The organism is Bacteroidota bacterium (assembly GCA_016721765.1).
In the GTDB taxonomy this organism is placed as follows: Bacteria; Bacteroidota; Bacteroidia; order UBA4408; family UBA4408; genus UBA4408.
Genome location: JADKHO010000004.1, coordinates 41,509 through 54,990, shown reverse-complemented (window position 1 = coordinate 54,990; position 13,482 = coordinate 41,509). Strand labels below are relative to the sequence as shown.

At 35.0% G+C, this 13,482-nt stretch carries 14 protein-coding genes; 1 reads left to right on the top strand and 13 read right to left on the bottom strand.

From position 1 onward, the window contains the following. Window positions 1–646: 646 nt before the first annotated feature. The 3 genes from IPP32_14420 to IPP32_14410 form a co-directional block, all read right to left on the bottom strand. A complete protein-coding gene (locus IPP32_14420) occupies window positions 647–1,051 on the bottom strand; it encodes a hypothetical protein (GenBank protein MBL0049277.1) in 405 nt (134 codons plus the stop codon). 439 nt (window positions 1,052–1,490) lie between these two features. Continuing rightward, entirely contained in the window at window positions 1,491–1,835 is a 345-nt protein-coding gene (locus IPP32_14415) for a DUF5615 family PIN-like protein (protein MBL0049276.1), read from the bottom strand. Beyond that, entirely contained in the window at window positions 1,832–2,056 is a 225-nt protein-coding gene (locus tag IPP32_14410; GenBank protein MBL0049275.1) for a DUF433 domain-containing protein, read from the bottom strand. The genes IPP32_14415 and IPP32_14410 overlap by 4 nt, the downstream gene beginning before the upstream one ends. A gap of 404 nt (window positions 2,057–2,460) precedes the next feature. Between IPP32_14410 and IPP32_14405 the strand changes: the two genes are divergently transcribed. Continuing rightward, a complete protein-coding gene (locus IPP32_14405) occupies window positions 2,461–4,074 on the top strand; it encodes a T9SS type A sorting domain-containing protein (protein ID MBL0049274.1) in 1,614 nt (537 codons plus the stop codon). Window positions 4,075–4,352: 278 nt separating this feature from the next. Here IPP32_14405 and IPP32_14400 read toward each other — a convergent pair whose 3' ends face one another. The 10 genes from IPP32_14400 to IPP32_14355 all read right to left on the bottom strand — a co-directional run bounded on the left by IPP32_14400 (window position 4,353) and on the right by IPP32_14355 (window position 13,455). After that, the gene (locus tag IPP32_14400) at window positions 4,353–4,766 is read right to left on the bottom strand and encodes a hypothetical protein (GenBank protein ID MBL0049273.1); all 414 of its coding nucleotides are present in this window, start codon (window positions 4,764–4,766) and stop codon (window positions 4,353–4,355) included. A 299-nt stretch (window positions 4,767–5,065) separates the two neighbouring features. Continuing rightward, window positions 5,066–5,692, bottom strand: coding sequence for a hypothetical protein (locus IPP32_14395; protein MBL0049272.1), 627 nt, complete (start codon window positions 5,690–5,692; stop codon window positions 5,066–5,068). Between the two features lie 887 nt (window positions 5,693–6,579). After that, window positions 6,580–7,125, bottom strand: coding sequence for a hypothetical protein (locus tag IPP32_14390; GenBank protein MBL0049271.1), 546 nt, complete (start codon window positions 7,123–7,125; stop codon window positions 6,580–6,582). Window positions 7,126–8,603: 1,478 nt separating this feature from the next. Next, the gene (locus IPP32_14385) at window positions 8,604–9,002 is read right to left on the bottom strand and encodes a type II toxin-antitoxin system VapC family toxin (GenBank protein ID MBL0049270.1); all 399 of its coding nucleotides are present in this window, start codon (window positions 9,000–9,002) and stop codon (window positions 8,604–8,606) included. Next, window positions 8,999–9,244, bottom strand: a complete 246-nt coding sequence (locus tag IPP32_14380) for a hypothetical protein (protein MBL0049269.1) — start codon at window positions 9,242–9,244, stop codon at window positions 8,999–9,001. Before IPP32_14380 ends, IPP32_14385 begins: the two co-directional genes overlap by 4 nt. Before the next feature lie 474 nt (window positions 9,245–9,718). Beyond that, window positions 9,719–10,153 carry a hypothetical protein gene (locus IPP32_14375; protein ID MBL0049268.1) on the bottom strand — a complete coding sequence of 145 codons (435 nt, stop codon included), beginning with the start codon at window positions 10,151–10,153 and terminating at the stop codon, window positions 9,719–9,721. Between the two features lie 308 nt (window positions 10,154–10,461). Next, entirely contained in the window at window positions 10,462–10,803 is a 342-nt protein-coding gene (locus IPP32_14370) for a DUF86 domain-containing protein (protein MBL0049267.1), read from the bottom strand. Further along, window positions 10,796–11,086 (bottom strand): nucleotidyltransferase family protein, encoded by a 291-nt coding sequence (locus IPP32_14365; protein ID MBL0049266.1) that lies wholly within the window; start codon window positions 11,084–11,086, stop codon window positions 10,796–10,798. The genes IPP32_14370 and IPP32_14365 overlap by 8 nt, the downstream gene beginning before the upstream one ends. Before the next feature lie 894 nt (window positions 11,087–11,980). Continuing rightward, the gene (locus tag IPP32_14360) at window positions 11,981–12,517 is read right to left on the bottom strand and encodes a hypothetical protein (GenBank protein ID MBL0049265.1); all 537 of its coding nucleotides are present in this window, start codon (window positions 12,515–12,517) and stop codon (window positions 11,981–11,983) included. A gap of 263 nt (window positions 12,518–12,780) precedes the next feature. Then, window positions 12,781–13,455 (bottom strand): hypothetical protein, encoded by a 675-nt coding sequence (locus IPP32_14355; GenBank protein MBL0049264.1) that lies wholly within the window; start codon window positions 13,453–13,455, stop codon window positions 12,781–12,783. Between the last annotated feature and the right edge of the window lie 27 nt (window positions 13,456–13,482).

Below are 13,482 nucleotides of genomic sequence, written 5' to 3'. Positions count from 1 at the left end.
CATACAGCGCTTTTGCAGTCCAACTTTCAACAGTTATTGTCACACTTTGCTTGTCACACAAAGTTTTAGAACTTCTACACGTCAAGTACAACGCTAAGTTTAGCCTAATTAAAGAATTCAGAGTCAAACGTCAACTGTGGGAGTCACGCAAACAAACCAAGTAAACACTTACAAACAAAAAATTTTCAATCCAACGTCAAGTGTGGGTTTACGCAAATTCGTCCAAGTTCAAAAAGTCAAATAGTGCTTGTCAAGTTCTAATCGTCACGAAATGCTTGGAGAAACAAAAACAAAAACTGCAAAAGCACTGGGTTTATGAAACCAACTGAAAAATCGTCAACCGGAAATATTTCTAAAAACGTTAGAACCCTTTGCTGCTAACGTTTTGCGGCTACCAGATGGATTTTATTTTGGGCTTTCGTGGCACTGTCGCTTCGTCAAAAATATTGCAATAAAGATAAAAAAATTACTTACCGAAATTTATATTGCAATATTTTGTAGCACAAACTTTTTACGAGCTTCCAAGTTAATTAACCTTCTGTCCGCCCAAAATAAAATTTATCTGGTAGCCGCTGTTATATGCTGCTCTTTGTGCCTAGGGTTAGCAGTGTCATTCGTCTTTTGCAGATTCGTTTTAAGTTTGCAATTATATTTCAGCTGAGTTTTTTTGAAGTGTCACAGTATCAATTATTGTTTTTACAATGACTATTGTCAAAAGAAACGCAATGTTACTTTTTATGAACTTACTTGTCAAAGTACCAACAATTGCAACAAAAACTAAAATACCAAACTTTATAACAACGTTTCGTTTTAATTGATATTCCTCTGTGTCGTAAAACTTATCAGCGTTTAAAAAAAAGTCAGCAGTGTAAAAGGAAAATAGGATTGCAACATAATTCCAAAAGGCAATTCTGTTCTCTATTTCTTCGTCCTTGTTCCATTCGGGAATAAAATAAACAGGTAACGAAATTAGGACAATACAAAGTAATAAAAGGATGAACTTTACTGTTGTCGGGGAAAAGTCAATTACTTTTATGTAAAGAATATTCATAAAGCAATAAGCAACAGCTTCAATAATAAAATAATTGATTAGGTCTTTAGCAGGGAATGATAAGAATAAATGTAAAAATATCGGGATTAGATTTACAATTAGAAAGGAATATCTGAACTGTCCTTTTGTAAAGTTTACTGATAGAAAAATTGCAGTCTGTTTAAGAAGATTAAGCATGTGAATTTAATAATCGAAAATTTGAAGTTTCTACTGGTGTCAAAGAGTTGCATATAACGTTTTGCGGCTTAACGCAGTGTTTTATTTGGGGCTTTCGGCGCTCTGTCTGTCAGCCAAAAATATTGCAACAAATAAACAAAATTTTACCGAAAAATATGTTGCAATATTTTGATGCTCGAACTTAGTGCGAGGTAATCTGTTAATAAACCTTCTGTCCGCCCCAAATAAGACATTGCGTTAAGGCGCTGTTATATGTAGTGCCCTAAACGTCAATTTCCAAGCAGCCGATGTCTTTGTAACTTGGGTCTGTAATAAAGGCTTTTATAATTTCAAAATGTGTTTCAAAAGATTTAACAAGATTTTCATTTGATGTATTCCCAATTCTTAACCAGATGACTTTCGGAGGATGTCCATATAAAGTAACAAGGTCATAAAAGTCAGCGTCAAATGTTACGATTGAGTATTGTGATTCCTTAGCATAATTCCAAATTTGTCTGTCGGTTACATTTTCAAGTTGCAATTCACGGACTTGTTTGGAAAGCGGAAATTGTCTGCTGATTTGTCTAACAGCACGAAATGAGATATTTTGGTCAAAAAGAAGTTTCACGAAGCAATTCGTATTTTGTGTTCTCTGTCAGCAGCATAAGAAAGCGCAGCTTTAATGTCTTCTTCTGTCAGCTCAGGATAGTCTTCAATAATTTCCTTAGAGGTCATTCCCGAAGCAAACCAGCCCAAAATATCGTATACGCTAATTCTCATTCCCCTGATAGTGGGCTTTCCAAATCGAACTTGAGCGTCAATTGTAATAATTTCAGAATAATGTTTCATGGTTCTAAATTACAAAAATTATTGTTGAGCCAAAAGGACTAGAATTTTTTTTGGGCATTACATATAACGTTTTGCGGCTTAACGCAGTGTTTTATTTGGGGCTCTCGTAGCACTGTCCGTCAGCCAAAAATATTGCAACAAATAAACAAATTATTTCCGAAAAGTATGTTGCAATATTTTCAGCAGGAAGTTAGTGCGAGGTAGTCCGTTAATTAAACTTCTGTCCGCCCCAAATAAGACATTGTGCTAAGCCGCTGTTATTAGTAGTTGCCGCTACCGTGGTTTGCCTCGCTTTCATGAGTCTACTATTTAATTAATATGGAATACGATGTTAAATTGAAAATTGAGTATAATGATTACTGAGTGTCAAAAAAGTGGTTACTTCGTAGAGTAATTTTTATTCTGTGATAAAAGGAGCATTTTTTTTCTTACTACTTCCTCTCTTGAGTTGCTTTGCACAAACTCCGGTTTTTAATTGGGGTTCGTCTGCGGGTGGTAGTGATGATGATATAATATACGACATTGCTATTCCTGACTCTTTGATTTTTCAATGTACAATTGGTTGTCCACTAACATTGGTTGGCACCACAAAATCAGACGATGGTAACCTTACCAACTGCAACAGCCTGATAGCCGGTAACAATCAAGCGTTGGTCTTAAAGTTCACGACTTTTGGAACTTTAAGTGATTGCTTCTCTTATGGTGGCAGTGGCAATGACCAGTTTAATAAAGCCAAGTATCAGAAAACCGGCAATGGGTTTCATAAAGTTTATTTAGGTAGAACATCCTCGAACGATGGTGATGTTAGTGGAAACCACGGAATTGGAGATGCGTGGTTAGTACGGACGAAAGATGACACCATTATAAATCAGGTATGCATTGGCGGACAGGGCGATGAATCAGGACTAGATTTTATTGAAATGCCCGACCACGGCTTTATAATTTGCGGTTATACCAATTCAATTATCATAAGTGGTATGCCGATGACTCAACATGGACAGTATGATGCATGGATAGCTCGAGTAGACTCATTAGGGAGTGTAATTTGGACTAGGCGGTATGGGGGTAACCTTGGAGACAGGTTTACATCTATAACCAGAACCACAGATGGTAATTTTGTTTGTGTTGGGTATTCAAATTCAACAGACAGTGCATTTTCTGTTAATCATGGAGCAAACGATTACTGGATAATTAAAATTGATACGAGTGGCAATTTGTTATGGCAAAAAATTTATGGAGGTTCAGGCTCAGATATTACTTATAAAGTAAGTGGTATAAATAACAATATATTGGTTTCTGGCTACTCATCTTCATTTAATGGTGATGTAATAGGTAATCATAGTCTGCCTGGTAATGAGGATGTATGGATTCTAAAGTTGGATTCTTCCGGGAATATAATTTGGAAAAAATGTTTTGGAGGTGCAGGTTTCGAGATTAATTATACTTTTCTAAATATTAAGGGTAATAATACGATAGTAACGGCTTCAGGAAATAGCTTAGATGGCGATTTAACTGGAATTACTGGTTATAGAGGGACATGGGTTTTTAAAATTGATTCGATGGGCAATATCATTTGGTCAAAGCAATTTGGAAGCAATAATGCTGAGGGCAGTCAGACAAGTATTGTTACCTATGATTCGAGAACATTTTATTTTATTAGTCATCCAGGTTCAGTTGGTGGAAATGTTACTGTCTTTTATGGCGGTTTTAATGATATTTGGATCGCTTCCGTAACAGATACAAGTTCTTCTGTCGGAATTAGTGAACAAAGTTTTGAAAATGAATTAATTGATATTTCACCAAACCCTACTTCAGGAATAGTTAACATAACAAAAAAGTTCTCTTCTGAATCTAATGCAGAGTTATATAATTACCAAGGAGGTTTGTTAAAAAGATTTGATTCTCCCAAATCAAAAGAGTTTTTTTTCGACATGTCAAGCTATAATTCAGGAATCTATTTTCTTAAAATTAAATCGAATAATAAGGTCGTCACAAAAAAAATAATTAAAACTGAATAAATTATTTTCAATTTCAATTTGTGTGATAGAATTTGATGTGAAATTCTGCAGTGCGGCAATTACTAATAACGTTTTGCTTGCAAGCGTAGTGTTTTATTTTGGGCTTTCAAAGCGCTGTCGTTTCGTTAAAAATATTGCAATAAAATTAAACAAATTTCTACCGTAAACTATATTGCAATATTTTTCTTGTAAGAACTTCAATCGAGCTTCAAACTTAATAAACCTTCTGTCCGCCCAAAATAAGACATTACGCTTGCAAGCTGTTATAAGTTGGCCACCTACTCTGGGTGAGAAGCGCTTTCAAAGTATATAACAAATGTTAAGTGATCATTTAAATTCAAACCATTCTGCTTTTTGTCTCTGATAAATTCAAAATTTTCTAGTGCTTCACTTTCAAAGTCTTTAGTTTTGATTAGCAAGTTAAATTTTTCAATAGTTTCTTTGGCTGTTCTTTCACAATATCCTCTTCTGTCTTCATTAGCTTTTTGAGCTTCTGAGTCGTAAGTTAACCAGTATAATTCGCAGGTCCCGTCTGTAAAAACATATTGTACTTGTCCACCTATTATTGCTAATCCATTCGCTCGAGCTTTTTCAACGGTTTGTATAAAGTCGGATTGTCTGCACCCAAATTCGTTGTCAGATTTTACATTCAGCTCTAAAATTTCTGTAGGTAATGAATTACTATTTGGCATTAAAGTTCAATTTTAATTCTGCTGTGGTGGCTTACTTATAACGTTTTGCTTGCAGGCGTGGTGTTTTATTTTGGGCTTTCGAAGCACTGTCGTTTCGTTAAAAATATTGCAATAAAATTAAACAAATTATTTACCGAAAATCATATTGCAATATTTTTCTTGCATGAATTATGAGCGAGCATCAAACTTAATAAACCTTCTGTCGGCCCAAAATAAGACATCACGCTTGCAAGCTGTTAGTAGCTGTGGGTTCACGTCCTGCCGTCAGGAAATCACTTGCAAAGTTTTGAAGAAGTTGGTTAATAGTTTATATTAATTGTCAGGGTATCAAACGGGATTGGTGTAAAAGAAAAAAAATTTCCTACCTCAATTCCATTTTTAGTGACTAATCCAGCGCCTTGATATGGGTAACTTCCATACCATGAACAACCGCACACATCACACCATAGAAAAGTTGTATCAATATTTGAACCTTGAAATTGATAATGTCCAGAAAGACAAGCAGAACTAAATTGTATTAAATCATATTGATTATAAGGATTTGCGTTTTTGATATGTATTTTTACATATGAATTAGCATATTTATAGATTGTTGTTTTAAAATGCCGTTTTCCACGCTCAAGAATCACTTGATCTCCATCATTAAAATAATTGTCAGCTTTGGCAAAAGCGTAATAGTCAAAGTCCTTGTCAACTGAAGTTTTATAACTTGCAATTCCTTCAGTATTTGTATAAATAGTTTCAACTAGCTCGGTACCGAATCCAGTTCCTGGTTTTCCTCTAAATATTTGCACTTCAGAATTCACAATAGGTTCCTCAGTTTTATATTGCTTGACATAAATTTTAGCATCAATTTTACTATTACTTATTTTTTTACATGAAGCAATTGCAAGCAGAATAAATATCAAAACTATTTTTCCTTTCATAATTAATTTTAACTAGACTTTAAAAATAGCAATAATCATAAACGAAAATATGAATGAATTTTCTAGAACCCATTGCTACTAACGTTTTGCGTGCATGCGAGGTGTTTTATTTTGGCTTCGTAGCACAGTCTTTTCGTTAAAAAATATTGCAATAAAAATAAACAAATTATTTACCGAAAAGGATATTGCAATATTTTTTTTGCACGAACTAGGAGCGAGGTAATCCGTTATTAAACCTACCGTCCGCCAAAATAAGACATCTTGCATGCACGCTGTTAGCAGCTGAGGGTTCACGCCACGCATACAGCGCTTTTGCAGTCCAACTTTCAACAGTTATTGTCACACTTTGCTTGTCACACAAAGTTTTAGAACTTCTACACGTCAAGTACAACGCTAAGTTTAGCCTAATTAAAGAATTCAGAGTCAAACGTCAACTGTGGGAGTCACGCAAACAAACCAAGTAAACACTTACAAACAAAAATTTTCAATCCAACGTCAAGTGTGGGTTTACGCAAATTCGTCCAAGTTCAAAAAGTCAAATAGTGCTTGTCAAGTTCTAATCGTCACGAAATGCTTGGAGAAACAAAAACAAAACTGCAAAAGCACTGGGTTTATGAAACCAACTGAAAAATCGTCAACCGGAAATATTTCTAAAAACGTTAGAACCCTTTGCTGATAACGTTTTGCGGCTACCAGATGGATTTTATTTTGGGCTTTCGTGGCACTGTCGCTTCGTAAAAATATTGCAATAAAGATAAAAAAATTACTTACCGAAATTTATATTGCAATATTTTCTTGCACACACTTAATACGAGCTTCAAAGTTATTTAACCTTCCGTCCGCCCAAAATAAAATTTATCTGGTAGCTGCTGTTAGCTGATGCCCTTCTACTCTGGTTGTCCGGTACTATCGTTCTTTGCAAAACTTTTCGAAATGGGTCTAGCGTAAATAATTGCAATGAGTCCAACTATTAATTTAATTGCGGAAGTAATAATAAAGTTTGTGTCATTTTCCTTTGTCTGCAAATTGTTTTGTACAAGTTGAATGTGTCCTTTTAATTTAATTGCAAAGTCTGGGAGTGTCCAAACTATTGTGAGAAGCCCAACAATAACTAGTGCAATTTCATAAATTACTTTTCTGTCTGCGAAAAGTCTTGCAGTTTCGTTGTAGTCTGTTGGGTTGCAAATAAGTTTGGCAAGTGTCTTAGTTTTAAAAGTTAGGATTGATGCAAAAACTATCTGCAACGCAAAATTCGCAAGTGTCAGAATAAAAAAAGGTTTCTGGTCAAAATTGCCAAATGAGTCAGGTGTCTGATTCGATTTTAACATTACAGTATAAGTTGTCAAAGTTTCACGAAGTAGTCCGATGGAAATAAAAAACAAATACAGTCCAAGAATTTTAATTGCAATTTCGTAAATGTCCGATTTTCTCATTTTGTGATTTCTGAGTTTTTTTGAAGGGTTTCAGCTAACGTTTTGCTGCTTACCGTTGGGCGGGAATTAGAAGCACCAAAGTGTCAGCCTACTACAAACTTACAAATGAAAAGCAAAGAAACAAATATGCAGTTGCCCCGCCTAATGGCAAGCAGCTGTTAGCAGCTGGGCGGTCTACGATGGGTTACAACGCTTTTGCAGTCCAACTTCAAAAGTATTTGTCAAGCTAAATTCGTCACGCAAAGCTTTGGTACTTGCAAACGTCAAGCTTAACGTCAAGTATTGGATTCCGGAAGCTTGTCCAAAGTTCAACTTATAAAAATCGTTTGCAAAGTTCTAAGAGTAACGCAAAGTGTGGGAAAATAAAAAATACGTTTCATTCGTCAAGCTTTGGAAGTAGCCAACAAAAGTCCCGCAAACCAAAGAATTTCAACACACCAAACTAAACGTCAAGTGTGGATTACCGAAAGTTCGTCCCAATTTCTGCGTGTCAAAATGCGCTATTCAAGTTCTAAAAGTCACGCAAAGCATAACAAAGAAAAAAACAAAAAACTGCAAAAGCGTTGGGCTTAAAAAATGAGAAAAAAATCGTCAAAGTGAATTTCATGAAAACCGCGCTGACCGCATTGCTGCTAACGTTTTGCGTGCATGCGAGGTGTTTTATTTTGGCTTCGTAGCACAGTCTTTTCGTTAAAAAATATTGCAATAAAAATAAACAAATTATTTACCGAAAAGGATATTGCAATATTTTTTTTGCACGAACTAGGAGCTAGGTAATCCGTTATTAAACCTACCGTCCGCCAAAATAAGACATCTTGCATGCACGCTGTTAGCAGCTGAGGGTTCACGCCACGCATACAGCGCTTTTGCAGTCCAACTTTCAACAGTTATTGTCACACTTTGCTTGTCACACAAAGTTTTAGAACTTCTACACGTCAAGTACAACGCTAAGTTTAGCCTAATTAAAGAATTCAGAGTCAAACGTCAACTGTGGGAGTCACGCAAACAAACCAAGTAAACACTTACAAACAAAAATTTTCAATCCAACGTCAAGTGTGGGTTTACGCAAATTCGTCCAAGTTCAAAAAGTCAAATAGTGCTTGTCAAGTTCTAATCGTCACGAAATGCTTGGAGAAACAAAAACAAAAACTGCAAAAGCACTGGGTTTATGAAACCAACTGAAAAATCGTCAACCGGAAATATTTCTAAAAACGTTAGAACCCTTTGCTGCTAACGTTTTGCTTGCAGGCGTGGTGTTTTATTTTGGGCCTTCGAAGCACTGTCGGTTCGTTAAAAATATTGCAATAAAATTAAACAAATTATTTACCGAATAGGATATTGCAATATTTTTTTTGCAAGAAGTAGGAGCGAGGTAAACAGTTAATTAACCTTCTGTCTGCCCAAAATAAGACATCTCGCTTGCAAGCTGTTATTGGCTGGGCGGCCACACTCCGTATTACAGATTGCTCAATTAAGAACTATTTAGTCCAATCTTCCAGATTGATTCCTTTGATTCGCTTAAACTCATTAGTATTGTTTGTAACCATAACTAAGTTGTGCGTTATTGAAGTTACACCAATTAAAATGTCAAAGTCGTCAATGGGAGTTCCAGCTTTTCTTAAACGAGCTTTTTCCTTAGCGTATAAGTCGAGTGAGTGAAAAATGGGAACAATCTTCACTCCTGATAGGAAGTTGTCAAGTGTTGTCTGGTTTTTCTCTTTTCTGTCACTGTTTTCAACTCCAAACTTAAGTTCAGCCAGAGTTATTTCAGATATGAAACAGTTGTCAGGATTAACTTTCTCAAATTTTTTCTTGAGATCGAATTTTCCTTTGATAAAATAAATACAAGTATTGGTGTCAATAAGATATTTTTTCAAAACTTCTCTATTTGACGGTTAGATGTCCTGCTATTTCGAATATTAGCAATTATTTCGTCTGCGGATTGCTTAGATTCCCAAGCTCCGAATGATTTATAAAAGGAGTTCTTTCGTTCACCTATGTCAGTTTTCACCGATTGAGTGAGCTTAGAAATAAGGTCTAGTTTATTATTTGGGCTAAGATTGTTAAGCAGTTGCAGATAGCCGTCAATAAGGGTTGTATTTATGTCAATTGCTTTCATTGTTGTCTATAATTATTACAATACAAATATAACAAAAATGGAGTTTATTTTCAGGTTAAATATTAGGGTTTAGTTATTCTAAGGTCAAATGAGATTATCTGGAAAATTTCTCCGGACGCCTTGCCAATAACGTTTTGCTTGCAGGCGTGGTGTTTTATTTTGGGCCTTCGAAGCACTGTCGTTTCGTTAAAAATATTGCAATAAAATTAAAAAAATTATTTACCGAAAATCATATTGCAATATTTTTCTTGCAAGAACTTCAATCGAGCTTCAAAGTTAATAAACCTTCTGTCCGCCCAAAATAAGACATCACGCTTGCAAGCTGTTATATGAGGTTTTTGTTTCGGAGGGAAAGGTTAAAGTATAATGGAGGCTTTAAGTGTCCTTCAAAATTTAGTTAGGCACTTCTAAAATGAACCTTTGTTAATTTTCCATTATAAGTAACCTCTAACCAGAGTTCTGTTTTGGTTAGTTTCATAATTCTATATTCAATTCTCTCATTAACCCATAAAGGTCCAATAAAATCGCTTTTCGTAAAAAAGGGTCTTGAATAAGATGTAACTTGAACTGCCAATTTCCTTTTTCTATCAGCAAAGCCCCAAGTAAAATAAATGGCTGATTGATGAGAAGGTGATTTGTAATTAATGGCAGATATTCCTTTATCCGGTTCAAAAACTTCATGCTTTCAAAAACATAACCACTATCAGATGCTGCCAGAAAATCAGAGGTAGAATCAATTCCTCCAATTTCTAGGTAATCTAATACCCAATAAGCTTTCTCTAATCTATTATACTTTGAAGTAAAATTAAAAAATGGTCCATCAGGATATTTTTTACAGCTAACTGTGAAAAACATAATAAATAGACTAAGGGTCAAAAATATAATAATGGAACTACCTCTTATTTTCATTATGTAATTTTTAAACTCCATTTTCCAACATTTCGTATTCAGTTGGTAAGAAAGTAAAAGTCAATCGCAGCAGACCGTTCAGCAAAAATCTCATATAACGTTTTGCGGCTTAACGCAGTGTTTTATTTGGGGCTTTCGTAGCAGTTTCTTGTCGTTAAAAATATTGCAACAAAATAAACAAAATTTTACCGAAAAATATGTTGCAATATTTTGTAGCAGGAACTTGGAGCGAGGTAATCAGTTATTAAACCTTCTGTCTGCCCAAAATAAGACATTGCGTTAAGCTGCTGTTAGTGGTTGTGGCAAAACTACAGGCTTTTGGAAATACTGCCAATCTCCTCCGCTAATTTATCAATGTCCTTCTCAATAATTGTCCAAACAATTTTGTAGTCAACACCCATATAGTCATGAACAATGCGATTTCTAAAACCAATAATTCTGAACCAGTCAACTGACTCGTATTTCTCCTTAAACTCATCAGGAAGTCTATTTGCCGCTTCTCCAATAATTTCAAAATTGCGAATGACAGCGTCTAACGTTTTGGAGTCAAAGATGAATGTGTCGTAGGTAAGACCGAATGTATATCTCTTAATTTTAATAACTGCGTCTAGGATATCAGAAAGGAGGAGTTTGGAGTCACGCTTAGACATAGTTCAAGTCTGGTTCGATTTGTTTTAAATACTGGGGTCTAACGCCATTTTTTGAGACAAGGTCAACTCTAGTTTTAAGGAGTTTTTCTAGTTCGTTAGCTAAGTCAATAAATTCAACACCTATTGGTTTTTGAAAGTCAACTAAAATGTCAATATCGCTGGTTTCAGTTTGCTGTCCTCGTCCATAAGAACCAAAAATAGCTAATAAGCTTAGGCCATACTTTTCGGTCAGTCTCAGCTTGTTGCTTTTTAATGTTTCCTTAATTTCTGTCAAACTTCTCATAACACAAATGTATTTAAAGATAGCTGGAATTCAAAATTGCCATTACCACTAACGTTTTGCGTGCATGCGAGGTGTTTTATTTTGGCTTCGTAGCACAGTCTTTTCGTTAAAAAATATTGCAATAAAAATAAACAAATTATTTACCGAATAGGATATTGCAATATTTTTTTTGCACGAACTAGGAGCGAGGTAATATGTTAATTAACCTACCGTCCGCCAAAATAAGACATCTTGCATGCACGCTGTTAGCAGCTGAGGGTTCACGCCACGCATACAGCGCTTTTGCAGTCCAACTTTCAACAGTAGTCGTCAAGTTATGGTTGTCACACAAAGTTTTAAAACTCCTACACGTCAAGTACAACGCTAAGTTTAGCATAAGTAAAAAGTTCAGAGTCAAACGTCAACGGTGGGAGTCACGCAAACAAACCAAGCAAACACTTACAAGCAAAAGTTTTCGAGTCCAGCGTCAAGTGTGGGTTTACGCAAATTTGTCCAAGTTCTAAAAGTAGAATAGTGCTTGTCAAGTTCTAATCGTCACGCAATGCATGGAGAAAACAAAACAAAAACTGCAAAAGCAATGGGTTTATGAAACTAACTTAAAAATCGTCAACCGAAAATATTTCTAAAAACGTTAGAACCCTTTGCTGCTAACGTTTTGCGGCTACCAGATGGATTTTGTTTTGGGCTTTCGAAGCACTGTCAGTCCGCTAAAAATATTGCAATAAAGATAAAAAAATTACTTACCGAAATTTATATTGCAATATTTTACTTGCAGGAATTTTATGCGAGCTTCAATGTTAATTAACCTTCTGTCCGCCCAAAAAAAAATTTATCTGGTAGCTGCTGTTAGTAGTTGTGCCCGTCCTGCGAAGTTCAAAATTACTGCAAACTCCTTCAATCACTCCAATGAAATCCATGTTTCCATCCAGTCCAAACTAAGTATGGGCGAATTTTCTTTTTCTTTTCAGAAGGCAACCGAGTTTTTGACATTTCTAACAGACTATTCAAGCTTTGTAAATAATTAATTGTTGAACTGTCGGAAGCAGCATTAATTGTCTTTCTTGAAATTTTTTGTTCAATGCCCATTGAATGGATTTCAAATTTTCTATTTCGAACATATCTTTTTAATTCAGTGTCCAGTTTTTTAATGCGTTTACTTGTCAATTTCTCTGTCTCGATACTGTCACGCCAAATAACTAGACTATTAATATTACTCTTAAAATTGAGTGCTATGTATTCAAAGCATTTGTCTACCAAGTAAGGCATTGATGCATAGTCTGTGGAATTTAGTTTAAAATAAATGCTCGGAAAAGTCATTTTAAGTCCAGCGTCTGCAAGCTTTTCTATCTCTGAATTTTGGCCAAAAAGCGCTGGTGAGATAAAGAGAAAAATAATTGTTAGTCTCGTGAATGTCTTAATAAGCTTGGTCAACTGATTTTTTTTAGGGCATTACTACTAACGTTTTGCGGCTTTGCGCAGTGTTTTGTTTGGGGCTTTCGGAGCACTGTCTGTCAGCCAAAAATATTGCAACAAATAAACAAATTATTACCGAAAGTATGTTGCAATATTTTGTAGCAGGAACTTAGAGCGAGGTAATCAGTTAATAAACCTTCTGTCCGCCCCAAATAAGACATTGCGCTAAGCCGCTGTTAGCCGTTGTGCCTAAACTGTCGATGATGATTGTTTTGAAATTACTATTCTGCTATTGGTATTGCTGTGAGTGAATCAAGGAAGTTTTTAAAAGCTGAATTGTGTTGAGCTGCAAAATAAATATCTTCTTTTTTTTTCCAATATTTTAAAGCGGCTTCATAAGATCTAATTCCATTAGGTTCATTTTTGTTTGCGGCTGTTATGATATTAATATCTTTTTTGCGAAGAGCAATATTTAGTGGTGCAAGACAATTTAAAGTATTTGTTTTATGGCTAGTCGTATAAAAGATTGGGAGTAGCCAACATTCTATAGTATGAACACATATTGCGAAGAATATTTTATCTCCATTTTTGCTTTTAGTATTCTTGCTAATTAGTCCATGCAATTTTTGTTTAACATCATTTGAAAGTTCTTCAATAGATTTTGTGGAATTATCCTTATGAGCATGAGTAATATTAAAGGGTAAAGTCTGAGATTGATCTGTATCTATCTGGATTATAAGATAGTCATTCTCAATCAGGATGTCATTTAACTCTTTTCTTTCGCAATATTTTAATACTTCATTCCAACCACCAGGAGTTTTGCTGTCTTGTTTACCATCAACAATTTTGGGTTGAATTTGATTTATTTCTGGGTCAAAACCCTTAAAGTATTTGGACAAGATATGTTTGATTATTTTATGCTCTGACGGGCCTTCGGTTATTAATGCAAATTTCATATTAATAATATTAAGGAAAATTGTAAA

Bases quoted from the DNA above. Each gene is read 5' to 3' on its own strand.
- IPP32_14410 (MBL0049275.1), bottom strand. From the start codon at position 2,056: ATGAAACATTATTCTGAAATTATTACAATTGACGCTCAAGTTCGATTT.
- IPP32_14400 (MBL0049273.1), bottom strand. From the start codon at position 4,766: ATGCCAAATAGTAATTCATTACCTACAGAAATTTTAGAGCTGAATGTA.
- IPP32_14390 (MBL0049271.1), bottom strand. From the start codon at position 7,125: ATGAGAAAATCGGACATTTACGAAATTGCAATTAAAATTCTTGGACTG.
- IPP32_14395 (MBL0049272.1), bottom strand. From the start codon at position 5,692: ATGAAAGGAAAAATAGTTTTGATATTTATTCTGCTTGCAATTGCTTCA.
- IPP32_14370 (MBL0049267.1), bottom strand. From the start codon at position 10,803: ATGTCTAAGCGTGACTCCAAACTCCTCCTTTCTGATATCCTAGACGCA.
- IPP32_14355 (MBL0049264.1), bottom strand. From the start codon at position 13,455: ATGAAATTTGCATTAATAACCGAAGGCCCGTCAGAGCATAAAATAATC.
- IPP32_14375 (MBL0049268.1), bottom strand. From the start codon at position 10,153: ATGAAAATAAGAGGTAGTTCCATTATTATATTTTTGACCCTTAGTCTA.
- IPP32_14380 (MBL0049269.1), bottom strand. From the start codon at position 9,244: ATGAAAGCAATTGACATAAATACAACCCTTATTGACGGCTATCTGCAA.
- IPP32_14365 (MBL0049266.1), bottom strand. From the start codon at position 11,086: ATGAGAAGTTTGACAGAAATTAAGGAAACATTAAAAAGCAACAAGCTG.
- IPP32_14420 (MBL0049277.1), bottom strand. From the start codon at position 1,051: ATGAATATTCTTTACATAAAAGTAATTGACTTTTCCCCGACAACAGTA.